Annotated in this window: 18 protein-coding genes and 1 pseudogene; 17 read left to right on the top strand and 2 right to left on the bottom strand. The window is 43.5% G+C overall.

Annotation, left to right across the window (positions count from 1 at the left end; all coding sequences use genetic code 11):
• The 4 genes and pseudogenes from AB5170_RS17045 to srtB form a co-directional block, all read left to right on the top strand.
• Positions 1 to 683, top strand: a pseudogene (locus tag AB5170_RS17045) (hypothetical protein); the annotation flags it as partial.
• A 48-nt stretch (positions 684 to 731) separates the two neighbouring features.
• Positions 732 to 1,988 carry a hypothetical protein gene (locus AB5170_RS17040; protein ID WP_195379826.1) on the top strand — a complete coding sequence of 419 codons (1,257 nt, stop codon included), beginning with the start codon at positions 732 to 734 and terminating at the stop codon, positions 1,986 to 1,988.
• Between the two features lie 156 nt (positions 1,989 to 2,144).
• Entirely contained in the window at positions 2,145 to 8,531 is a 6,387-nt protein-coding gene (locus AB5170_RS17035; protein WP_331464850.1) for a SpaA isopeptide-forming pilin-related protein, read from the top strand.
• A 67-nt stretch (positions 8,532 to 8,598) separates the two neighbouring features.
• Positions 8,599 to 9,327, top strand: coding sequence for a class B sortase (gene srtB, locus AB5170_RS17030; RefSeq protein WP_195379825.1), 729 nt, complete (start codon positions 8,599 to 8,601; stop codon positions 9,325 to 9,327).
• Between the two features lie 82 nt (positions 9,328 to 9,409).
• Here the strand turns inward: srtB and AB5170_RS17025 are convergent, their stop codons facing one another.
• Together AB5170_RS17025 and AB5170_RS17020 are read right to left on the bottom strand one after the other, a co-directional pair.
• The gene (locus AB5170_RS17025) at positions 9,410 to 9,781 is read right to left on the bottom strand and encodes a type II toxin-antitoxin system RelE/ParE family toxin (protein WP_118580600.1); all 372 of its coding nucleotides are present in this window, start codon (positions 9,779 to 9,781) and stop codon (positions 9,410 to 9,412) included.
• Positions 9,778 to 10,086 carry a type II toxin-antitoxin system RelB/DinJ family antitoxin gene (locus AB5170_RS17020; RefSeq protein ID WP_118580603.1) on the bottom strand — a complete coding sequence of 103 codons (309 nt, stop codon included), beginning with the start codon at positions 10,084 to 10,086 and terminating at the stop codon, positions 9,778 to 9,780. Before AB5170_RS17020 ends, AB5170_RS17025 begins: the two co-directional genes overlap by 4 nt.
• A 204-nt stretch (positions 10,087 to 10,290) precedes the next feature.
• Between AB5170_RS17020 and AB5170_RS17015 the strand changes: the two genes are divergently transcribed.
• The 13 genes from AB5170_RS17015 (at position 10,291) to AB5170_RS16955 (ending at position 24,510) form a co-directional block, all read left to right on the top strand.
• Positions 10,291 to 10,440 (top strand): hypothetical protein, encoded by a 150-nt coding sequence (locus tag AB5170_RS17015; RefSeq protein ID WP_226855071.1) that lies wholly within the window; start codon positions 10,291 to 10,293, stop codon positions 10,438 to 10,440.
• 401 nt (positions 10,441 to 10,841) lie between these two features.
• Positions 10,842 to 11,432, top strand: a complete 591-nt coding sequence (locus tag AB5170_RS17010; RefSeq protein WP_173718710.1) for a single-stranded DNA-binding protein — start codon at positions 10,842 to 10,844, stop codon at positions 11,430 to 11,432.
• A gap of 16 nt (positions 11,433 to 11,448) precedes the next feature.
• Positions 11,449 to 11,841 (top strand): DUF4870 domain-containing protein, encoded by a 393-nt coding sequence (locus AB5170_RS17005; protein ID WP_147422317.1) that lies wholly within the window; start codon positions 11,449 to 11,451, stop codon positions 11,839 to 11,841.
• Positions 11,838 to 14,060, top strand: a complete 2,223-nt coding sequence (locus AB5170_RS17000; RefSeq protein ID WP_368361863.1) for an ATP-dependent RecD-like DNA helicase — start codon at positions 11,838 to 11,840, stop codon at positions 14,058 to 14,060. The genes AB5170_RS17005 and AB5170_RS17000 overlap by 4 nt, the downstream gene beginning before the upstream one ends.
• 69 nt (positions 14,061 to 14,129) lie before the next feature.
• Positions 14,130 to 15,911 (top strand): hypothetical protein, encoded by a 1,782-nt coding sequence (locus tag AB5170_RS16995; protein WP_195379823.1) that lies wholly within the window; start codon positions 14,130 to 14,132, stop codon positions 15,909 to 15,911.
• A gap of 16 nt (positions 15,912 to 15,927) precedes the next feature.
• On the top strand, positions 15,928 to 18,495 hold the full coding sequence (locus tag AB5170_RS16990) for a hypothetical protein (protein WP_195379822.1): 2,568 nt from the start codon (positions 15,928 to 15,930) through the stop codon (positions 18,493 to 18,495).
• Positions 18,496 to 18,508: 13 nt separating this feature from the next.
• Positions 18,509 to 18,973, top strand: a complete 465-nt coding sequence (locus AB5170_RS16985; protein WP_195379821.1) for a hypothetical protein — start codon at positions 18,509 to 18,511, stop codon at positions 18,971 to 18,973.
• Between the two features lie 69 nt (positions 18,974 to 19,042).
• Positions 19,043 to 19,243, top strand: a complete 201-nt coding sequence (locus AB5170_RS16980; RefSeq protein WP_195379820.1) for a hypothetical protein — start codon at positions 19,043 to 19,045, stop codon at positions 19,241 to 19,243.
• Positions 19,244 to 19,289: 46 nt separating this feature from the next.
• Positions 19,290 to 19,472, top strand: coding sequence for a hypothetical protein (locus AB5170_RS16975; protein ID WP_173718716.1), 183 nt, complete (start codon positions 19,290 to 19,292; stop codon positions 19,470 to 19,472).
• A 17-nt stretch (positions 19,473 to 19,489) separates the two neighbouring features.
• Complete coding sequence (locus AB5170_RS16970; RefSeq protein WP_368365112.1) at positions 19,490 to 21,700, top strand: hypothetical protein; 2,211 nt, start codon at positions 19,490 to 19,492, stop codon at positions 21,698 to 21,700.
• Positions 21,700 to 24,117, top strand: a complete 2,418-nt coding sequence (locus AB5170_RS16965) for a hypothetical protein (protein ID WP_368361889.1) — start codon at positions 21,700 to 21,702, stop codon at positions 24,115 to 24,117. The genes AB5170_RS16970 and AB5170_RS16965 overlap by 1 nt, the downstream gene beginning before the upstream one ends.
• Positions 24,114 to 24,248: a hypothetical protein gene (locus AB5170_RS16960; protein ID WP_272105110.1), complete on the top strand. Its 135-nt coding sequence runs from the start codon at positions 24,114 to 24,116 to the stop codon at positions 24,246 to 24,248. The genes AB5170_RS16965 and AB5170_RS16960 overlap by 4 nt, the downstream gene beginning before the upstream one ends.
• Positions 24,229 to 24,510 (top strand): hypothetical protein, encoded by a 282-nt coding sequence (locus tag AB5170_RS16955; protein ID WP_173718719.1) that lies wholly within the window; start codon positions 24,229 to 24,231, stop codon positions 24,508 to 24,510. The genes AB5170_RS16960 and AB5170_RS16955 overlap by 20 nt, the downstream gene beginning before the upstream one ends.
• Positions 24,511 to 24,519 lie beyond the last annotated feature (9 nt).

Below are 24,519 nucleotides of genomic sequence, written 5' to 3'. Positions count from 1 at the left end.
ACTCTGCTTTCACTTCTACAAAAGAAACCGGGCAGTCTTTGAAGCAAAAAGAAACTACCTTGAAGACCGTTCGTAATGGAAACAGCAGAAGCAGTAAAAAGGCTGTTCCGGTTTCGGATGATTCTTTTGATCTTGAAATCAGTCCTGACGAGATCCGGGATGCACGCAAAGAGGAGGATGAAAATTTGCCTGGCCAGATGCAGTTTGGCATGGAAGAAAAAGATCTGGAAGAGAGTTTTCTGGAGGAAAACGAGTCTGAAGAAGAAACGCTTGGTACAAGTGAGGAATCCTTAGAGGAAACAGCAGATGAGATGCCAGACGAAGTGCCCGAGGATACAGAGCGTTTTGAAGCAGAAGCGGAAGAAATTTCTGGTGAAACCGAGGAAGAAGAGTTTCATTTTGTTCGTGCAGAAGACGAAAACCCCTTTGCAGATGACAGCGAAGAGGAAACAGACGAAGGCTTCGGTATGGAATCTGAGGAAGAAGAGCTGGAACGTGCCAGAAAGGTAATGTGTAACTTTGGCCTTTTTAGCGGAAAGACGCTGGGTGAGATGATGGAAACCCCAAAAGGGGCAGACACGGTCAGATGGATGGCAACCGGTTATTACGGCAGCAACGTGGAAATGGTAAATGCTGCGAAGATGATTGTGGCACATGAAAAACAGAACAGACTTGCAGCGTAAACGTATTGTGGCTCCGGGAGAATGGAGCCACATTTTTTAGGAGGGATTATGTACGAACATCCATTTACCATAAAAGAAGTGGCGTGGTTACTGTCCATCCGGTGCCTGGATGGAGGATCGGATCAGGAGTTTCCGGTGGAATGTCCCTATTGTGGCGATACCAGAGGAAAATGCAGCTTTTGCATCAGTAAAAATGGGGAGATCAAAAACGTTTTTCATTGTTTCCACTGCGGGCAGGGCGGAAATATGCTTACCCTGTATGCGGACATTATGGGGCTTTATGGAGAAGATCGGTGTAAGGTGGCCTATCAGGATATTGTAAACCGCCTGGAAACTGGCAGTCAGGGAGCTGGAAACAAACCCAAAAAGATAACCAGCCGCTATAAAGGAAAACCATCTGTCCCCAAACGATCCCCGGAGTATGTTGATTTTGTGTACCGTCAGATGATTGCCCTTATGCAGCTTCAGGATCTGCATAAAGCTGACTTTAAAAGACGCGGTGCTACGGATTTTGAAATCAAGGAACTGGAGAAAAAAGGATATAAAAGCGTGGAACCTAAAAATGCAAGGCTCCTTGCCAAAAAACTGGAAGAAAAAGGAATCCGGCTGGATGGAATTCCAGGCTTTTACCGGAACCGGGATGGCAAGTGGGAAGCCTCTTTTTATGAAGGAAACAAAGGCTACCTGTGCCCTGTGTATTCCCTGAATCAAAAAATAAAAGGGTTTCAGATCCGGGTTGACCATCCGGTGAACAAAAGAAAATACATCTGGTTTACCAGCAGCGGATTTGAGGGTGGAACTTCAAGCGGCAGTCCGGCCGGGATATCCGGTTATATCAGCCCGGTTCAGAAGAACATCCGGGTGACAGAAGGAATTTTAAAGGCTGAACTTGCCAGCATGAGAAGTGGATATCCCTATATTGGAATCCCCGGTGTGGGAAATTACAAAAGCCTGCAGCTGGTGTTGATGGAATTAAAAAGCAGGGGCTTACAAACCGTGTATGAGTGTATGGACATGGATAAGATGATGAATCTTACCTGTCGTTGTGACTGTATGGAAAAGTGCATCGTATGTGGGACACCAGAACGGTTGTTGAGAAAGCAGGAGTGCCCACAAAAAAGGAGAAAGCGTGATACCATCCGGAAAGGATGCCTTAAACTGTACGACATGTGCGAAAAGCTTGGGTTAAACTGCCAGAGAATCAGCTGGGATACAGATGAAAAAGGCTTGTGGCTTGGAAATTATAAAGGTGTGGATGACTGGCTTTATAGGAAACCACCACAGGAAAAAGAGCGGTTTTCCTGATTTAATCAGATAAAAAAGGGTCTGAAAATATTCAGATCCTTTTTTATCTGGCTAAATAAGCCAGAGGAAAGGAGAAACACAGATGGGAATTCGAGACAGACCATACCTCATAAGTACCAGGGACAGACCATTACCAAGCAGGAGAGGAGAAAAACATTGGGTAAATTTAAGAGAAAAAGATGGCTTGCGGGTGCAATGGCTTTTGTGCTGTGCTGCAGCAGCCTCACTTCGACAGGTACTTTTGCAGTATCCGCAGAGGCAGAGGAAGAGGTGGCGCAGGAAGCCGTATCCGAACAGATGGTAGAAAAATCAGAGGAAGAGTTGATTGCGGAAACGACCTCCGATCCTTCCCTTGCCCTTGAAATCGAGCAGGGAGCAGCCTTTGATGTCCAGAAAGATTTTACCGGACTGGGATTAAAGGACGGGGATAAAGCGGAGCTGAAAAAAGCAGCTATGGAGGACGGAACCAATTTTGATCCGGCAAGACCAGGAACCTATAAATGTGTCTACCGGATTACGCCAAAAGAGGGGGATTCTTATCTGGTTGCCAGGACCATCACGGTAACGGAAAAAGAGCCGGAGACTCAGGCAGCAGGAGATTCTGGTACAGAAGAGTCAGGGGACAGCGAGGATCCCGATCCTTTGCCAGAACAGCCGGTCGTGGTCGGGGAAGCTCGTTCGGAAGAGGAAAGCCAGGAGTCTGATCTGACAGAGGTACCAGAAGAAGGAGAAATTTCCGATGAAACTGTGAACCCAAGTGAGAATCCAGATAGTAACACTACAGAGTCCGAAGAGACTATATCCGAAGACGATGGCTTTGCCTCTGACATTTTACCAGAAGAGGAGTTTGATTCGGAACTGGAGCGTGCCGAGGAAGAGGTTACCGTAGATCCGGAAACTGGCCTGACGCTTGGCGAAGTGTTAGAGCAGGCAGAGGAACAGGAAATTGATTTTTTAAGCCTGGAAGAGGGCGAAACGGTTTCTTTTATTGCTACCTATGCCAGCACCAGAACCGATGTGGATGTGACAAGGGGAACCTGCTATTACTACAGTGATTATGGGCTTGGCAGTTATCTGACCTATAAATATACGGTCAAATTTGACAATGTCAGTGCAACCGCTTATTGTATTCAGCCCTCGAAAAACAGCCCTGGGGATGGTGTGTATAAGATTACCAAACTTGGGGATGGCAAAAAGCTTGCAAAAGTGTGCTACTACGGAACCAAAGCTTCTGGTGTAAATGGCTTTTTCAAACAGGAACATCCGGATTTTTCTGCAGGGAAACAGTTTGTTATCACTCATTTGGCCGTGTCTTATGCAAGTGGAGGTGACGATGCTTTTTCCGGGGCAAACTCTACCGGACAGGCTCTTGCCATGGAACTTTATGAATACTGCATGGCACAGCCGGATATCCCAGATGTTGCCATGGAGTTTTCCAATGACAACGTAACTGCTTATATAGATGGAAATGAGCAGCGTACCGAAGAAATCAAGTTTAAAGCGGATTCCTTACAGAACATTACCATGAAGCTTCCATCTGGCGTGGTTTTCCATAACGTGGATACAGGAGAAGCAAGTGCTGCCGGAGTCAGTATAAAATTATATGGTGGAACTACTTTTTACTTATCCGCACCGCTTGACCAGGCGGCAAAGGTAGCGGGAGCCTGGAAGTCTACGATGAAAGGTTACATTACGAAAGACTTTTCGGCGTATAAAGTAACGACCGGTACCGATACCCAGAACCTTGCCCTGGTATTCGGCGAGGGTGTGGACGATGAGAAATACGTTGATTTTTCCGTTACCTGGCTTCAGCAGGCTACTATCGAGATTATCAAAAAAGATAGGGGCTCCAATGCCCTGTTAGCAGGTGCGGTCTATGGTGTCTATAGCGACGAGGCATGCCAGAACCTGATTACAGAAATGCCGCCAACGGATGCAAATGGCGTTTCTTCTGTGACAATTGACAAAACCCAGGATGTGGTTTACTTAAAAGAGATCACAGGTCCCTCTGGCTACCTTGTGGATGCTACCGCCCACGGCGTGTCACTTGTGATGGGAAGCAAAGTTACACAGGAGCTGTTTGACGATGAGAAAAAGGCTTCCCTTACCGTTTACAAAGAGGGTGAGGTATTAACAGGGGCAGATGTAACGGATGAAAAGGTAACCTTCCGTTATGAAACAAGAAGGCAAAAAGGTGCGGTATATAATGTCTATGCAGGCGCTGACATTGTGGCTGCAGATGGATCTACTATTTATCAGAATGGTGCCCTTGTAAAAGAAGGTCTGACAACCGGTGAAGACGGAAGTGCAACCCTTGATAACTTAAACATAGGAACCTACGTGGTAACCGAGACACAGGCACCGGATAAGCTGGTCTGCACAGGCGAATCCCAAACCGTAACCTTATCAGCTGCCGGTGAAAATGAAGAAGTTTCTTTTAGCACGGTTACCTTTACCAACGACAGACAAAAAGCCTCCGTATCTTTGGTAAAACAGGATGGGGAAACCAGACAGCCGCTTACAGGTGCTGTTTTTGGAATGTATGCAGGGAATGATATTGTATCTGCAGACGGGAATGTGATCGTCAGAAAAGACACCCTGATTGAAAAGGTAGCTACTGGTACGGATGGAAAAGCAGGTTATACCGCAGACCTTCCGGTTAACAATTCCTACTATATCAAAGAACTTCAGGCACCCCAGATGTACGTGTTAAATACTTCTGATGTTTATTCCTTTGCATTTAATTATGCAGGGGATAAAGAGAAAAAAGTAGAATTTACACATACTTTTACAGATGAGCGCGTCCGTGTGAATATCCATCTTACAAAGGAAGACAGTGAGACGGGAAAGAACGCACAGGGAGATGCAACTTTAGAAGGTGCTGTTTATGGCCTATATGCAAGGGAAGCAATTGGTTACCCGGATGGCAGCAGCGGTGTCCTTTATCCAAAAGACGCCCAGGTTGCTACACTTACCACCGACAAAGCTGGAAATGCAAGTGTATCCGGTCTCTATCCTGGAAAATACTATGTAAAAGAGATTACTCCGCCTGCAGGTTATGTCCTGGATGAAGAAGAGCATGATGTGGAAGGCGGTTATGAAGGTGACCAGTTGAAAGAAATCGATTGTACCATTACAGTTGCCGAGAATGTGAAAAAACAGCCGTTCCAGCTGATTAAGGCTGCAAATAACGGAAAAACAGATGCCGATCTGTTAAAAGGCGCCGGATTTTCCGCTTATCTCGTAAGCAGCTTAAGTACAAAAGAGGATGGTTCCTATGATTTTGCAAATGCCATTCCTGTAGTACTGACAGAAGATGGAAAGACCGAGATCTTTACAGACGAAAAAGGCTATGCCTGCACAATCCCCCTTCCATATGGAACTTATGTGGTAAGGGAAACCACAACACCGCATAATTTTAAACCGGTTGCTGATTTTACGGTTATAATCAGCGAAAATAAGTCAGAGCCACAGGTTTGGCGGGTCCTTTTAGACGGAGAATTTTCTGCAAAACTAAAAATCATTAAACAGGATGATGAAACCAAGAAGCCGGTCCTGGTTGCAAACACCGAGTTTAAGATTTACAACCTGGATGAAGGAAAATACGTGGAGCAGACCACAACTTATCCAAGTACCGTTACCCATAAATCTTATTTTACGGATGAAAATGGTTATCTGATCCTGCCAAGTGCCTTAAAATGTGGCAACTACCGCATTGAAGAAGTGACTGCCCCGGACGGCTATACCCAGAATACCAATTTCGTTGAGATTAAAGTAGACAGCAACACTGCTTACCAGATGGATTCCACAACTGGGGATGCGATCATCACGGTTGTCTATGAGAACCATCCGGCAAAAGGAAAGCTCATCATCCATAAATCTGGGGAAACCTTAAAATCTTTCAAAAAAGATTTTATCTACGAGGAAACTTCCCTTTCTGGTGCTGAGTTTGCGGTTTATGCCGCAGAGGATATTTATACCCCGGATCACCAGGTGGATGAAGCGGGCAACCGCACTGTCATTTACCCAAAAGATACGCTGATCCAGAAGGTTACCACAGATGAAAAAGGAGAGGCCATTCTAAATGATCTGCCCCTTGGTACCTACCGTGTTGTGGAAACCAAAGCACCAACCGGGTTTGTCATTAACTCGGACAGCCAGGAGCTTACCTTCCTGTATAAAGATCAGAACACTCCAGTTGTGGAAGAAACCGTGGAATTTTCCAATAAGCGCCAGAAGGTAGAACTTAAAGTGGTGAAAGAGGATGCCGAAACTGGTAAAAAGCTGGAAGGTGCCGAGTTTGGAATTTATAACAATAATGACATTTATTTCGGCGATAAGGTAATTGTAAAGGCAGATACCCTGCTTCAGAAGGTAAAGAGTGACAAAAATGGGCTGGCACAGATTACCCTGGACCTGCCGCTTGGCAAGTATTATGTGAAAGAGCTTCAGGCACCGGATGGCTATGTTTCCTCGGATGAAATCCTGGAATTTGATGCCAGCTACCAGGGACAGGATGTAAAAGTAATCAAATTAAAAGCCACCAAGAAAAACCAGCCAACCACCGTGGAAATCACAAAGGCAGATGTAACGACCGGCGTGGAACTGGACGGAGCTTCCTTAATTATCCTAAATAAAAAAGGCGAAGTGGTAGATTTCTGGACATCTGTAAAAGACAAGCCGCATGTAATCAAAGGCTTAAAGGTTGGAGAAATCTATACTCTCAGGGAACAGATCGCACCATACGGCTATTTACGCACCACTGATATCAGCTTTCAGATTTCCGATACCGCAGAGGTACAGAAGGTAAAGATGGAAGATGATGTGCCGATTGCACGCCTGCTGGTAAATAAAAAAGGGGAGTTCATAGATGATGTTACCCTACTTGACAATGCAAAAGGTGTGGTAGAGCATTTCTTTAGTTATGTAACCGGAAGCCTGATGGATGTTTCCTTTAACGTGTACGCAGCTGAGGATATTAAAGCAGCGGATGGTGTCAGTGAAAATTACTATACAAAAGATCAGCTGGTGGGTACCATCACAACCGACGGAACAGGTATCGCAGAGCTTGACAATCTGCCTCTTGGTAAATATTACATTATCGAAAAAGAAACCTCCTATGGATATGTATTGGATGATGAGCCAAGATATGTAGACCTTACCTACCGTGACCAGGATACCCCGGTGGTAACCTATAGTGCAGACTGGCAGAACCGCCGCCAGAAGGTGCAGGTAAATGTTCTGAAAAAAGAAAAGGACAGCGACAAGGTTCTCTCCGGAGCCATCTTTGGACTGTATGCAGCGGAAGATATTGTATCGGCAAGCGGCAAAGTTCTGATTGAGAAGGATACTATCATTGAATTGAAGACCACAGATGAAAGCGGATGGATTCACTTTATGGCGGACCTTCCGATCAATGCAAAGTATTACCTCAAAGAAATCTATGCACCAAACGGGTATGTGCGTGGAACCGAAATTCAGGAATTTACCTTCGAATATCAGGGCGACAAAACCACCCAGGCTGTTTATGAGTTTATTTTTGAGGATATGCAGACCTCTGTGGAACTTTCCAAAGCGGACTTAACAGATGGAAAAGAGCTTCCTGGTGCATCCCTGCAGGTATTGGATTCCAATGGAACTGTTGTGGATGAATGGATTTCTACCGAAGAACCACATATGATCCGTGGCCTGTTAGTGGGGGAAACCTATACGATGGTGGAAACCAAACCAGCAGACGGCTATACCACTGCAGAGAGCATTGAGTTTAAAGTGGAAGATACAGCCGAAGTTCAGAAGCACCAGATGCTAGATGATGTAACAAAAGTGGAAATCAATAAAACCGATGTGACAGATTCCAAAGAAATCCCAGGTGCGAAGCTGACCATCCTGGATAAAGATGGAAAAGTAGTAGAAAGCTGGGTATCGAAAAAAGATCCGCATATGGTGGAAAAACTTCCGGTTGGAACCTATACCCTTCGAGAAGAACAGGCCCCGGATGGTTACCTGGTTGCAGAAGAGGTATCTTTCGAGGTTAAAGATTCCGGAGAAGTCCAAAAGGTTGAGATGAAAGATGCCCGCCCAGTTGGAAAACTGGTTCTTAAGAAAACCGATGCAGAAGATGGCTCCCCTCTTTCCGGAGCGGAGTTTGAGCTTCGAATCAAGAAATCTGGAAAAGTTGTGGCAACCCTTGTCACAGATGAAGAGGGTGTTGCCACAAGCGGAGACATTCCAATCGCTTCTTATAAAGATGGAAAGATGAAAAAAGAAATCGAGTACATCCTGGTGGAAACCAAAGCGCCGGATGGCTATGTGAGAAGCGAAAAAGAGGAATCCGTTGTATTTGAATACAAGGACGGTAAGACGAAAGAGATTGAAATTACCAAAGAGCTTACCAATGAGCGGATCCCGACTGGCGGCTATGTAAAATCCCCGAAAACAGGAGATGACACTAACATTTGGCTGCCAATCCTTCTTCTTGTTTTATCGGTGGGCGGAATTGCTGGAATCTTCTGGTACACCAAAAAGAAAAATCACGAGGAATAAGAAAACTGGACTGTCACGTTTGTGGCGGTCCTTTTTTCTTGCAAAAACATTGGAAATGGAGGAAGTTATGAAGCAGGTAAAAGAAATGGGGATTGTAGCGGTGTGCCTTTTGCTGCTTGGCTTTGGTATCTGTATGGGAATCGGAACTTATCTTATGTACCGGGATGGAGAAGAGGAATATGACAACCTGCGGGAATACGTTGCCGTGGAAGAACCAAAAGAAAGGAAAGATGGAGAAACACCAGAGGAAAACCAGGAAGAAACGGTTACCGTGGATTTTGAAGCTCTAAAGAAAATAAATCCAGAGATCATTGCCTGGATACGGATCCCGGACACCAGGATTGATTATCCGGTTGTGCAGGGAACTGACAATGAATATTATCTGAAGCATACCTTTAAAAAGACGGAACATGTGGCAGGAAGTATTTTTCTGGATAAAGATAATAGTCCGGATTTTACCAACCGTAAAACTATTCTATACGGGCATAATATGAAAGATGGCAGCATGTTTCAGGGGCTGCATAAATATGAAAGTGAATCGTATTTACAGGAGCATAATAAGGTATATCTGTATTTACCAGATGGGGAAGCCTTAACCTATACCGTCATAAAATGTGGCTATGTAAAAGCGGATAGTGATACCTTCTGGCTGGGAGAACAGGTGGAGACCAGGACACTTTTGTTATCCACCTGCGGCTCTGATTCTTTAAAACGGCTAGTGCTTTTTTGTGAACTGCCAGAGAAAGGTGAAGAGTCAGAGACAAATGGTGAGGATATAAGTATAGAAGTCTTTTAATTGCAGGAAGTTAAAATGCCATCTTTGATAGCAAAATTATCAAAGATGGCATTGTTTAGAAAGTGAAACTTAATTCGAGTTATTATGGCGTTTCCATATTTGCAGAAAAGGAAGTTATGGTCTCTGATTGCTTTGTGTGAAATTTTAACTGATTTTCAATATCACGTCCAGCGTACATTACTCTAAGAATTGTTACGACTTTCTTATTGGAATCAGGAATATAAAATATCACATAATTATCTACAGGTAATACACGAAGTCCACGACTTTTCCATGGTTCATTTTCATATTTTCGATACCGTTCTGGCATAATATCCAGACTTAAAATCTGTTCTTCAAGACGATCAAGCTGTCCGCTTGCATTTTCAGGGGATTGCAATTCAAATGCAATATATTCAAAAATCCCTCTTAAATCGTTGTCAGCCTGTTCAGATAATTCAACCTCATAGATCATATGCCATAATCATTGCGGATATCTGCAAAGGCTTTTTTCGCATTTTTAGCCCGTCCAGCTTGCATATCCGAATATCCTTTCTCCAATTCTTCATTGAATTCTGTTTCAGATAATGTATGAATGTCAACTGGTCTTGAAGATGGTAATTTCACTTCAAATGGAAGTCCCCTCTGTAAAATAATCTGTTTATAAAACATATTAATAGCACTGGAAGCTGGAATTCCAAGCGTAGACAAAATGTTTTCTGCTTTTTCTTTTACATCTGGTTCGATTCGTGCATATAAATTTGCTGATTTTGCAGCCATATAGATCCGCTCCTTTCAAGAGAAATAAGATATCTATAGTTATTATACACAAATGTCAGTACAATAGCAATACAATCTTGGGATTGAATCAGGTATAAATGGTGAATAGCTACTGTTCTGGAGACGATAAGATATATAGCAGAATATCTTCTTGACTATGATATATATCGCGATATGTACTAAACATAGAAAAGGAGCTTTGCTATGATGACAGCAAAATTGTTTGAAGATGCAGTGCAGAGTGCAACGGTGGAATCTGTTCATGCAGATTATATCATTACAAGAAATTTGAAAGATTTTACCAAAAGTAAAGTTATGGCATTTACACCAACCGAACTTTGGGCAAGAATTTGACTCTTGTGGTAAAAATGAAAAACATATTGTTTATAACACAAAATACAGAAAATGAATTGTTGACGCATACTATATCTTGTGTTATTATGATTTTGAGATTTGTATTTGTGCCTGTAAAACAGGTAAAAAAATTTGGTTTCGGAGAAGCCCGAAAGAAAAATATGAGGAACATGGTTCCTGCCTTTTGTGAGAAATTAGGTCATTTAGAATGAAACGTTCTAAGTGGCCTTTTTTTATTGCAAAAAAACAAATACGAATCAACATCTTGAAAGGAGGAAAAATAAAAAATCCAAAAGAAAGGAGATCGGAAGAACTGGTAAAAGAAGGAAAATGATAACGGACATTTGGGATTCATTCTGAATGTTTTTTGTTATCGAATCAAAACAACAAGGAGTGTGCACATGAATAAGTCTATATTTATCGGACGGATGGCAACGGATCCAAAGGTGATGTCTTCAGCGGGAAAAAAGACAGTCGCGTATTTTCGGATTGCGGTTGAGCGAAATTTCAAGCAGGAAGGAGCTCCGAATGCTGATTACTTTAGCTGTGTCACATTTGGGGAAAGAGCTGAGTTTGTAGCAAAGTATTTTTATAAGGGCAAAAAAATCGCTTTAGAGGGCGAGATGCATAATGATAACTATACAGGTAATAGTGGCGAAAAAGTATATGGTATGAGACTGCTTGTAAACGACATTGAGTTTGTAGACAGTAAGGACGAAAGTGAAAATGTGAGCCAGAACGGACGTACCAATCGGAATTCCTCACAGCCCTCACGAAATAGTGGATCAAATTCCAATGGACGATCCAGCCAGAATCCAGGAAATTCCTATCAAAATTCGCCATACTACAAAAACACGAACCAGGGGAAAACAAACCGTACAGGAAGTAAACCACAAAGAGCCCAGTCTTCACGCCAGACTTCACAAAACCGCTACAACGTAGACGAGGAATTTATGAATATGGGAAATGAAGAGATGGGAGATTTTTGCTGATAACAAAGGAGAAAAAATGGAACGAGTAAAAAAATGGTGCCAGGCACACCAAAAAGCCTGCCTGATAACTGGAATTATAGGAATGCTTCTGTCACCCTTTTTATGGCCGCTGTTTTTAGCAGTGATTGTACAGAGTCTGACACTGGGGCTTCCAATTGCAGCAGGTATCTATTGTTACAAATATCTAAATGAAAAAAAGGAGAATCCGAATGAGAATGATGAACAAAAACACAGCCACCCTGAAACCAAGAAACCAGCTCCCGGTAAAGTACGCGGTCATGCTGAAGCGCCCGGTGGCGTTCAAAAGAGTCCGGATGAAACGCGGTCAGAACCGGTAAAACAGAGGAGAAAGCAAGGAAGAAAACAGGGAAGAAAAAGAGGTGTTTCCGGAGGTGATGGACCAAAATGAAATGTAAAGCAGTCCGGTGTATCTATTACAATGCAGGAAATGGATACACCGTTGCCTCCTATGTAACGGAAGAAACCCTTCCCAAGGAAGTAAGCAGCCAGAAAAATGGCAGATATGGCATGTTTATGGCAATTGGAAATGAGCTTCCCACAGAGGATGGCCTTGAAGTAGAACTGAACGGAACCTGGAAAGACGGAAAATTTGGAATGCAGTATAAGGTTTCTTCTTTTCAGATTGCATTACCCACGAGCACAGAAGGAATCAAGGCATACCTGGCCTCTGACCTAATTAAGGGAATCGGGCCAGTACTTGCCGAGCGGATTGTAGACCGTTACCAGGAAAATACGTTTGAAGTTCTTGAAAAAAATCCTGAGAAGTTACTGGAAATCAAAGGCATTACCCGAAAAAAGCTCTCAGAGATTCTGGAAGGATACCGTGGCAGCGAGACTTTGCGGCAGTTAATGGTGACCTTATCTCCCTTTGGGGTGACACCAAGGAAGGTGGCGCAGATCCAGGAACACTTTGGAAATGCAGCCCCACTTATTATTCAGAACACGCCATTTCGTTTGTGCGAGATTCCTGGGTTTGGATTTCTAACGGTGGATCCGATTGCGGTAAAAGCAAAGAATTTTAAGCCAGATGAGCCTATGCGGATCAAAGCAGCGATTCTTCATATTATGTCGGAAGCAGAGGGCGAAGGCCATCTATACCTGACTTGTGAGGAAATCTTAAAGCGGACAGCCCTGCTTTTAAACCATAAAAAGGAAACCGGACTGGTGCCAGAAAGAGCCATCCGGGATGCTGGAAATGAAATGATCCGTAAGGATGGGACCCTGGTGTGTAGTGATGGCGGATTTTATTTAAAGAATAGTTTTCGTGCAGAGCTTGGAGCAGCTGCATCTCTGGTCAAACTGATCCTGCGAGGTGGGACACAAAGTTATCAGGTGGACTCCATTATAAGCAGCATTCAGAAAAAAGAGAAGATTCTATTAAATGCCAGGCAAAAAGAAGGAATTTTAAGAGCATTTCAATATCCGGTTACCATCATTACCGGAGGACCTGGACGTGGAAAGACAACAGACATCAGCTTTATCATTGAGGTAGAGAAAATTCTTCATAAGAACGCGGAGATACTGTTATGTGCTCCAACTGGTCGTGCCAGACGAAGGATGAGTGACTGTACTGCTTACCCCGCCCTGACGATTCATAAAGCAATTGGGTTAAAAGGAGAAGCGGGTGAGGAAGAATGGGATGAAGAGAGTATGCTGGAGGCATCTCTTATCATTGTGGATGAGTGCAGTATGATCGACATGCCACTTATGGATAAGTTTTTGTCCCGGGTGCCTATTGGAACCCGCCTGGTATTCTTAGGCGATAAAGACCAGCTGGAATCAGTGGGACCGGGAAATGTATTTAAAGAGATGATCGAATCTGGTGTGATTCCAGTTACGATACTAACAGAGAGCTTCCGTCAGGAAGGAAAATCCACGATTATTCAGAATGCGGATAAGATAAACGAAAGGAAAACCAATCTGGTTTTTGATGATACGTTCCAGTTTTATCCGGCAAAAGATGATGAAGAAGCAGCTGAAATTATCCAGAAGCTCTACCGGGAAGAATTTCAAAAAAACGAAAACCGGGTAGAAGGGGTTCAGGTGCTCTCCCCGCTTCGAAAGGATACGAAGGTAGGTGCAGATGCATTAAATCCTGTCCTTCGGGATATCGTGAATCCGAAACGGTACGGTTATCCGGAAATTAAGAATGGATCGACTACATATCGGGAGAGAGATCTCGTTATGCAGCTGAAAAATGAGGAAGATGTGGCAAACGGTGACGTGGGAGAAGTCCTAAATATCTATAAAGCAGACGGGAAAAGCAGGATGCGTGTAGATTTTGGGGATGGAAAAATCATGGAATATACCGAAGGGGATATATGGCCGCTAAATCTGGCTTATTGTATCACAGTCCATAAGGCACAGGGTTCGGAATATCCAGTGGTGATTCTGCCAATGCTCACCTGTTTTTATCGGATGCTGCGGAAAAATCTTTTCTATACCGCAGTCACAAGAGCAAGGCGTGGGGTGAAAATAGTAGGAAGTAAAAAGGCAATGGTAATCGCAATCAAAAACGATACGGTAAGTAAACGAAATACCATGTTTGGTTACCGGATCAAAAAGATTTACAAAGCCTACCTGGAACAGGAAAAGAAATCAGCATAACAAACAAAGATCAGCAGGATATGAGACGCGAAATGCTCATACCCTGCTTTTCCATATGGAGGAATCAAAATGCCAGAAATCTGTTTTTATGAACCATGGACCTATCAATTGGCATTGCCAGAAAAAATTGAGGCATATTTAAAGTTTGCAAAGAAAAAAAGAATCAGCTATGAAGCGGAAGACTGCTCCAGATATAATACGCGGACAAATGGAAAATCTGCAAAGCTTCATCCGCCTACTTTGGCTGCTATTTTTAAGCTTTTTGGAATGAAAGAGAAAGAAGAAGGTGCTGCCGGAATTCAGCTGGCAGAAAAGTCTGTTCGTTATTTTTGCCTGGAATACCCGGTGGAGCAGGAACTTTGTGTCATGACGTACAATTATCAAAACGGAAGATTCTGTGGAATTAGAAAGAAAAATGATCCCGCAGGAGAAACAACAAAGATGCCTGGCGTTTTAAAGGGAAAATCTACCGGGGAAGAGTATCTTGCAATGCTTGTCCTTGCAAGTATAGTTCCCGAAAGCCAGTATTACGACGATGAGTTTCATACCTGCTTTGATGAACTGAAACGTGCTGTAAAAGCAGGACTGGCGGGGCAGGCGCTCAAAATGTCCTTTCGCTGCTGCGATAACCTGTATCTGCGGATGACTGCCACAACGGAGGATGCCATTTCTTTTGACCGGAACCAGTTTGCGGAAGGAAAACTGAAGGATAGTTTTCACCCCTTTGACCTGAACTCCGGAATTTATGCGCCAAATGCCTGTATAATTGGCACTTTTAAGGTGCTGGGAGTAAAAGGAAGGAAGAAAGGTGCTGCTATTTCGGAGTTAAAGATGGAGTATGCAGGACATTTTAATTGCCGGCATGGTGAAAAAGAGAGGATCCCCACGCTTCCAGAGGATTACATTGTGAGCCAGGAGGTGGAAGAAATCCTGGAAATGGTCGTTCATACCCCGGCAAGGCTTTTTATGATGACGGGGGAAGCTGGAACTGGAAAAACCACAGATGCCAGGATGATCGCACAGATATTAGGTCTTCCCTATTATGTATTTACCTGTGGACCTGGTACAGATGAGCTGGAGCTTCTTGCAAGTACGGTACCAAACATGGGAACGAAAAACAAAACGCTTCCAGTGCTTCCAGTCTTTTACGACCTTCAGATGGATCCAGCTTCCGCACTTTGTGTACTTAGCGGAACCTATGAAGAGGGCATTTCAGAAGAAGCTGCATTTGAAAAACTTTTGCGCCTTGCGTATGAAAAAGGATATGAAAGTGCAAGGGCAGAGAAGGATTTTTTGTTGCGGGAATCAGAGATCATAAAAGCGTGCCGCCTTCCTTCCGTTTTGGAAATTCAGGAGCCGTCCATGATTGAAAAACCAGGAACGCTTACAAGACTGAACTCCCTTTTTGATGACGGAGCAGTGACGGATCTGATTAATGGGGAAAAAATACGGCGAAATCCGAATACCATTATCATTATGACTACAAACCTGGATTATGTGGGCTGCGGAAACTTTAACCAGTCGGTATTATCCCGAATGAGCCTGATCCAGCCCAAGCAAAATCTCACAGAAGAGGAAATGAAGCGGCGGGTTATTGCACGTACCGGATATGCGGATGAGAAAGGCTTAAACTTTATGGTTTCGGCCGTTCGAAAAATCCATGCTTATCTGAAGGAAGAAGATCTTCAGGATGGTGTGTGCGGTTATCGGGAACTGGAAAACTGGGTGCGTACCTTTCAGGCAATTAAAGATGTCAGGCGCGCGGCACAGGTTGCGGTTATCAGTAAAGCCACAATGGATCCGGAGGAACAGGAACATCTGATGAAGACCTATGTGGAACCGTATTGTTAGAAACAGGAGAATCGAAATGAAGGATACTTATAGAGAGCGGATCAAGGAAGAACAAAAAAAGTTAAGCCCCAGTCAGGTCTTTTTTTCAGAAGGTTACCGGAAACTTTTTCGGGACCTTGCAAATGAAGTGGCAGGGGAAAAACTGGAGCAGCTGCTTTTGTACCAGAGTACAGAAGACGGGCTGGCAGGCTGGAATGATGGGAAACGAATTGGCATCAACATTGACAATCTCATTACAGGCAGTTTTTTAGAACTGGAACAAAAAAGTGACAGCCTGATCGGGATATTAGGACATGAATGCGGTCATGCCAGATTTACGGATTCTGCACTTCGGAAAGTCTATGTGCAGAACATGCTGGCAGGTGTCTGGTATCCGGATGCACCAGAGCCGGAAAACGAGGACGAAGAAAAAGCCCTGGATGAGATGGATACCTGTCTGACCGGGAAAAATCCAGTGGTGGTTCCCCTTCTGACAGAATGTGCGGCTTATATCAGCAACCTTTTAAATGATGTGTACATAGAGGAAAAGATGTGCAGCCTGTTTCCTGGAAGTATCAAAAAAGGAATTCTGATCAACCGGAGACGAAACGTGGAATGGATTCCCCCGTTAAAAGAACTGCTAGAGGGAAATTCAGATCCGGTTTCTGTTTTTTTAAAGGTACTTGTACAGTATGCCCTCCGGGGATATGCCAATTCCTGGAATATGGAAAGCTGTGAGATGCTGGATACCTTAAATGAAGTGAAGCATTTTGTGGATCTGTCGGTGACAGCGGACAGTGACCTTATCCGTTACCAGGCCACCAACCAGATCCTGCTTAAGATGTGGAAGTATTTTCGGAATCTTTTGGAAGAATTGAAGCAGGAATGTCAGGAACCAGAAGAAAACGAGGAAGAACGACCACAGGAAGAAGAACCGCCGGAAGCAGAAATGCCTCAGGAAGAACCATCAGAAAAAGAGCCGCCAGAAGTGGACGAGTCACAGGAGAAACCGTCGCAGAAAGAACCACCTCAGGTAGAACCGGCAGAAGAAAAATCAGCAGAAGAAAAATCAGCAGGGGAAGAAAATTCTACAGAGGAAGATAGAAAAGAGGCATCCCAGGGAGAAGGAAAATCCGTGGGAGAAGATGAAGAGGAAGAAGAATCCCCCACAGAAGAAACGGAATCCAAAGGGGAAGCGGAACCTGTAAAAGAAAGGAATACTTCTGGGGATAACAACCGGGAAGCTTCTAAGCAGACCGGGGATGAGGAGTCTCCAAATGCCTCAGAGGAGGAAAATAAATCAGAAACGGTATCTGAAAAAGCTTCTTCAGAAGAGAAATCTAAGGAAGCTGTAGGCGGTAAAGAAGGTCCAAAAGATTTTTCTTCGGATTCCTCTGATGAGGATCTGCCGACAGATACATCCGGAGATGGTGGGGATGAGGCGAAAACCGGGAAACAAACAGAAGAGCTGACGGAAGAACAACTAAAAAAGCTGGAAGCAGCCATGGGGGAGTATCTAAAAGAACTGACCGAAGATCTTCCCAAATTTATTCAGGAATCGGAAGTGGATGAGACTGCCTTACCGGAACTTGAAAATGCCACTGTGGTCCAGGTTTCGAAAGAGGATAAGGAAGAAAGGGAAGGCGCAGATGAAAAATCCGACCTGATACTGCAAAAAATCCTTTTGGATTTAGTATCAGAAACCGTGGATCAGGATATGGGAGTAGAAGCCCAAAACCGTCTGCAGGAGGAACTGGACGGGATGGAATTTGAAGCAGCCCATAACATGGTAAAAAAAGAGGTTCTGTATAAGAACACCTTCACAGAAACAGAAAAAAGCTGGCTGTCTGCATATGAAGCTTCGGCAAGAAAGGTAGAAAAAAGGCTTCGAACCAGGCTTCTTCCAATCCTGGAAAACCAGAAGGAACGGACGGAACGTCGGATGTATCTTGGAAAAAAGCTGGATATGCGTGCCATTGCGGATCAAGGCGGTGCCGTATATAAGCGGACATTTCCCGGAAAGAAAACAGATGCGGTGGTCTGCGTGTTGGTGGACAATTCTGGCTCCATGATAGGCCATCGTATAGAAGCAGCCAAGGTAGCAGCCCTTACCTTATACGATTTTTGCAGGAAAGCCGGAATCCCCATTCTGGTTTACGGGCACCATACGGATGGTTACGATCATCGTGATCCAAGTGAGGAAACCGTTTATTTTCACAGTTATGCAGAGTTCGAGGAAGACAGAAACGACCGTTTGCGGATCATCACTATGGAAAACGATGGCAGTAACCGGGACGGGGCAGCCCTTCTATTTATGGCAAATAAGCTTTTAAAACGTCCGGAAAAACAAAAGCTGTTGTTCCTTATCAGCGACGGACTGCCAAATGCAACCCGTTATTTTGGAAGCTATGCCACAGCAGATTTAAAAAAGATCAAGGAAAAGCTCGGAAAGAAAGGAATTTTGTTTCAGGCTGCGGCGATTGGCTGGGATAAAGAAGCTATCCGGAAGATTTATGGAAATGCCTATCTTGATATATCAAGCTTAGAGCAGCTTCCCATCCGACTGACAAAGCAGCTGGCAAAATTACTTCGAAGAGTAAACTAAAAGGAGGAGCACGATGCAGCATAAAAAAAGAAAAAAGATTTATTCCGAACAGTTGTTACAGATCCATGAGGATTCAAAAAAGATACATCCGGGAAAGGAAATCTACGCAACCGGGTATGTGATCGAGCTGAAAAAAGATTGTTATTTTGCAGGCTTTCAGGATGGAAAAATTCTGTGCCGCTCATTTGAGTATGCCCGTTATTTTTCTAACACCCACAGTGCGGAACAGTTTGTAAAAGAATATCTTGGATATGCAGGATTAAGATGCAATCTTTGCAAGGTGGCCTGGGGGCTTGCCGTTCATGGATTGGAGCCCGGATGGAAGGAAAATCTGAAGCCCTATAAAAACCAGGGGCAGATCCTTCAGTTCTCGTCTTATCACGATGGTGTAAACTATCAAAAAGAAAACCATCTGGAACAGACGACTTATATTCTGCCTCTTGTGGACAGGGAAAAAGAACTTTATATTGCAGCGTAACTTTTGGGGGGACAAGTCGTCCCCCTCCTTATTTAATAGGAAGAAATAATTTTAAATGGAGGCGATAGCATGACCGTAAGGGAAGCTGGAAAAGGAATCGTAAGAAGCGGAGGTGGAACTTACCGGATTGGATATACCGACCTGTATGAAATGGAACAGGAAACGGAACTAAGTGCATTCGGGATGAAGGATCTGGAAGAACTGTGGAGTTCCTTGTGTCCGGAATTTGAATGCCGAAAAAACAGTATCCGCTATATAGAAAGAGCATGAGAATAAGAAGCCGGGCTTTTGTGCCCGCAGAAATGGAGTGGAAGATATGGGAATGTATCATAAAAATCACCTGGTAGGACCTGGTTTTAAAAGAATGGCAAAACGCCAGACTTCAAAAGGCATGAGAAGGGCAGCGAAAAAAAGCTGTCAGGAACATTTTGAGGACAGTATTACATTGACCAGAAAAAGCCATAACCTGCATGGGATTGATGCATTTAAGTTTAGTTGAAAAAGGAGAGGCAAAGAATGGAATGGAACATCTATAAAGACTGGCTGGATCCCGTCTTGTACCGGCAGATGGTATCCATGATCTATCAGCTGTCCTCAAATGCGGACAAAGAAGCATTTTTAAAACAGGAGAGAGAAAACAGCCTGTTTTATGGAATCTGTGAGCACAGCATGGAGGAAGAATATAATCTTCACTATCCCGGAGAAGTATTAGAGCGTATGAAAGAGCGGAGAACCATGACAAAACCGGTTTACCGGGCTCTTGGGCTTGCGCTTGCAGGGACATCCTGCATTCAGGAGACCTGTATGTTTAATGGTACCCAAAAAAGCGGCTTCTGGAAACAGTTTGGCAAGGTACTTGGAGAAAAGGATTTGTGTTACCTTGCAGTCCGGTGTCTGCTTGCAACAAAAGATCGCAAGCTCTGGGTGGATGCCCTGCACCAGTATCCATATGAAAAAGTGGAGGAAATGATCTTTATCCTTTCCGTTTTTCCAGAGTCGGATACGTTATGGCAGAAATTAAAGGGAAAGATCGCGGCCTGCTTTGGAAGGGAACGCAGGCTGTCTGTTTACGAAGACTGGCATTTTTATGCCTGGATTGCCATGAAATATGAGAAACGGCTGAAAAATGACCGGACCAAAGAAACTGCGGTGTTAAAACAGGTGGTAAAACTTTCCCAGACAAATGCGGCGAATGCAAACGGGGCGTTGGAGGAACAGCTTATAAAAAGTGGATATCAAAAAGAAGAGGTGATTTTTCTAAATGGCATCCTGACAGGAACACGAAGATACCTGGATGCGAACTCATTGACCGCGGAGAAGATTGCAGTAAGGGTATTGAAAACCTTTCTGCCAGGAGAAAAGATGTATCCGGATGTGGTGTATGAGTTATGTGAAACTTTTTTAAGAAAATACGACTGTTTTCCAGTGCGTCTTGGTGGACAGGAAAAAATCCAAAATTGTTTGTATGGAATGAAGGTGGAAAATGTCAGAACCTTCTTAACGTTGTTCCCTTTTCGGAAAAATGGGATGAAAGAGTGGCATTATATTAATTTAAACCAGGAAAAATGGCACTGCCTGGCGGCACAGCTTAAGGAGGAAGAGTTTGAAAAGTGTGTGAATGACACCCTGCGAAATGGGACATTTGAAAAAACAGAGCTGGAATCCTATCTTGCAGCCTATCAAAAGCTGACCGGACGGGAATATGTGGAAATCTTCTGGAAGAAAATGGATTACGATCTTTGTCATGTCTTTCATCTGTTAAGCGAAAATGGGATCCTGGATGCCGTCGGTCTTATGAAACAATTTTTAAAGGGATACCGGGAAATGAGAAACAAAGAACCAGATCCAGATGCTTTTGAAACGGTTCCCTTTATGGGAGAGCCTGATACCAGGGAGAATCCAATCGGGGAGGCAGAAAAAGTATTTGGGGAGAAATGGGATAGCATGTTGTATTACCTGAAAGCAGATATGGAAGATATAAATACCATGACCAGTTTTTCCATGTTAAAGCTCGTCATTACCCAAATTGGAATAGAGGGAATCCCGGGAATTCTGGAACCATGGAGCATGATCCAGAGATCATTTTCTTTGTATTCGTATGGAATTAGTCGTGGAGAATGCGAGATCTGCCGCCCGCTGTTGGAAAGAGGTGTACATCAGGAATTATTTATGTGGATCGAGGAACATCTGTTTTTAACAGATGTTGGAAACTACATCAGCTTTTTGAGGAGCATCCTGTTAAAAGACAGTACAGGACTTTGGATGGAACCAAAGGAAGCTATGCAGATGGCAAAAGAAATCCTTCCCTATCTGGAGGACAGTAGTGGGAAAGAAACGCTGCGAAGAAAATACATGTCAGAGGAAGAACTGCGAAGCCTTGAAATGGAAAAAGAGTGGAAACAGATACAGGAAACAAGGATGCGAAAGCTGGAAGAGGAAAAGAAGATCAAAAAGGAATTTAATCTTCTGCTTCGGAAAAATAAGGGGACAAATCAGCTTTTCGAACAGATCTATGACTTTTATTACTATGGAAGATATGCGGAAAATTCCTTACGTGCCAGGATCATTCTTTCCTATATGCGGGATTATCTGGACAGAAGAGGAAAAATTGTAACCAGCAAAGAGGAAATAAAATATCTGTTGTTGCTGTTTCAGAACCTGTATAAAAATGAACAGATAGCGTTAGAGGGCATCAGGCAGATGATAGATTTGATGGAGGTTGCATAATGATAGAAGTGATAAAAAGACATTTAGCGGAACGAAATATGCTAAAAACGGCGGGCCTGTCTCTTTGTTACCTGGCAAAAAAGGGAGAAGAAAAATGTGTACGGGCAGCAGAAGCCATCATTCAAAATGAAGTTATGGATGTGATCCCGTTCTTGGGGGAACAGGTATGTTTGTACATGATGGAAGATCCGGAAACGATTACCTATCTTGGAATCCTGAAAAAAGAGGGATGTGAGCTGAATGCATACCGGTTCCAGCGGATCCTATTGGATGCAGGGATAGATAAAGTTTCAGATTTTTCCTATGAACAGGTAAAAGCCGTGTATTTTGATCCGCTGGTAACCGATGGAACGGCCTATTCTTATATGAAATATTATGGAGAGCAGAACGTAAGCAAAGAAGAAAAAGAACAGCTGGTAAAAAGTATTGCCATGTGTACGGATGTGCTGGACTTTGAGAATGTAGGGGAAAAAGACCGTATGCTGCTTGTGAATCCGGTATTTTCCTCGGAGTTGCTGCTCGATCTATTGGAAAATGTAAACAACCTTAAAATTCTTCAAGATCAAGATCTGATGGAGCTTGTTAACACGCTTGCCGGGTATGAAGCTGAGATCCGGTCTCTAAATCAGAATCAGTTCGATCAGATGAAGGAAAGACCTGTTGAGATACTGGAAAAGTTAAGGATTGTGACCAGGTACATTGAAAAAGAGAATCTGACGGATGGATTAAACTTATGGCTGTGGAATGAAGCTCTGTATGAGGATCTTTGTAAGCTGGAACGGGCATTTACAGATGGTGCGGATCTGGCAGAGGTATTTTACAGTAAAGTGTCCTATGTGAATACCCTGTACCAGAATCCCTTATCTAAAATTTCTCTGTCCAGTTTAAGTGTAGAAAAATCAGAACTTCTATTATATGCCATCACACAGAAAAAGAAGGCATTCTTAAATCTCATCAATGAGGAACCGGAACTTTTTTATGATCTTCCAAATGCTTCCATGCTGTTAAAGAAAGAGATGTACCAGGAGTATATAAACTTAAATACCCTCAACCGGAAGAATTTAAAAGATAGTGCGGATCTGATTTTATCGAATGACAGATTCGAACTTTTGGCAAAGCGGGAGCATACATTTGAAGAGTTAAAGCTTCTTTGTACTGCAAAAGAGGCGTTGATCCGTTTGTATGAACAGCTGACCTGCAAATGTGATGAAAGACTCATGGTTCTTCGGGAACTGATAAAACGGGAGTGTGTGCCGTATTCCTTTTGGAAAGGACAGATAGAACCACTTGCAGCTGCATTATCCGAAAAGCCGCTATCCAGATGGATCCGGGAGGACTTTCGGAACATTTCGGATTTAAGCTACGGAACGGCACTGTGGCTTCTTGTTTACCGGGAGCAGCTAAAAGGCATGGAAAAAGAGATCACCATGGAACAACAGGCCCTCTATCTGTTAAAAGATCTGGCACTGGTAAAAGAGTGTGATTCGTTAAGTGAATTAAAAGAAAAGCTGATCTTAGGGGATGTTTCCTGGAGGCTGCTAAAAGAAAAACTGTCGTTTTCAGAAGAATTTGTACAAAATAATGCTGCTCGGATTGGCAACTTTCTATTTGTAGGCGGGGCTGAGATCATGGAAACTTTTCTGGAACGGCAGCCATCCAAAATCGAAGAGATCCGGAGACTGGTTACAGCAGAGCTTCTTGGAAAATTTGACGAACTGAAATATCCATCTGGGGATCTCATGCGTGAGATTGATTTTGAGGTATCCGAAGAAGCGGAAAAAGAATGGAAAATAGATCGGACTTTTACCAGCAAAAACTTGGTATTAAAAGAGGAAACCGGTCTTCTTCCAGTCATGCAGATCGGAGAGATCCCAAGCTATTCCTGCCTCTCCTACCGCTCAGGGTTAAACAGCGATTGCCTGTTATCCTGCTTTGATTCGAATAAAAAGTTTCTCTTTATCCGTAAAAATGGAAAGGTGGTATTTCGGGCCATGATACGATTGACAAAGGGATCCTATGTGGGTGACAGAATGCGAAAAAAGATCCAGTTTGCAGATCTGTCAGGAGCTGGGAAACCAAAAGAAGAGGAAGGGGAAGAACTGGTATTGTTCTTGGAGCGTTATTACGAGAAAAACCTGGCGTATGAGGAACAGGATCAGGCAGTATACCTTGCATTTGTGGCTGCAAAAGAAAAAGCCAAAAAGCTGGGAGCCAGGTTGGTTCTTAGCTGTTACTACCAGGATGATGTGAAAACAAAGGAATATATAAAGAGTAACTACTATTTATATATTTCCAAATCCAAAAACGGCAGCCAATACCTGGATAGCCTATACGGGGAAGCGTCAGTATCGGATTCCGGAGACTATAGCAGCAATATCTTTTTGCTGGAAAATAAGGAACAGGAGGTGGCAGCGTGAGCGTGCAGGAGCTAAGAAAAGAAAGGGCAAAGAAGTTAAGATATAAAAAGCCCATTGCAAAAGGACTGAATTGGCAGGATATTTTAAGAAAAGATGAGCGAGGAAGTGTGTATGGCAAGGGCATTGTATGATTTATGTAGAAAGGACGGAACGGTGATGGTTTATTCCATCACCGGACCAGAAGTGGCAGCAGCAATCGGCTGTAAGCTGCAGGATGTTTATAATTCTGCGTGTTATGGACAATTGATCCAGCATACCTATTATGCGGAAGTGATTGACCGTCCGCTTAGCAGGCGAAAGGATATTACCCTCTTAACGGAGTATGACCGTGTCCGCAAGGTATTTTTACGAAAGTATGGAAGCGCATCGGAGAAAAGAGACGTGACAAGATAAAAAGAAAAG

The organism is Ruminococcus sp. RTP21484sp1_RTP21281st1_A8_RTP21281_210402 (assembly GCF_040914025.1).
GTDB classification, from domain to species: domain Bacteria; phylum Bacillota; class Clostridia; order Lachnospirales; family Lachnospiraceae; genus Blautia_A; species Blautia_A faecis.
The sequence above is the reverse complement of the archived record's forward strand: the minus strand, read 5'-3'. Positions and strand labels throughout refer to the sequence as shown.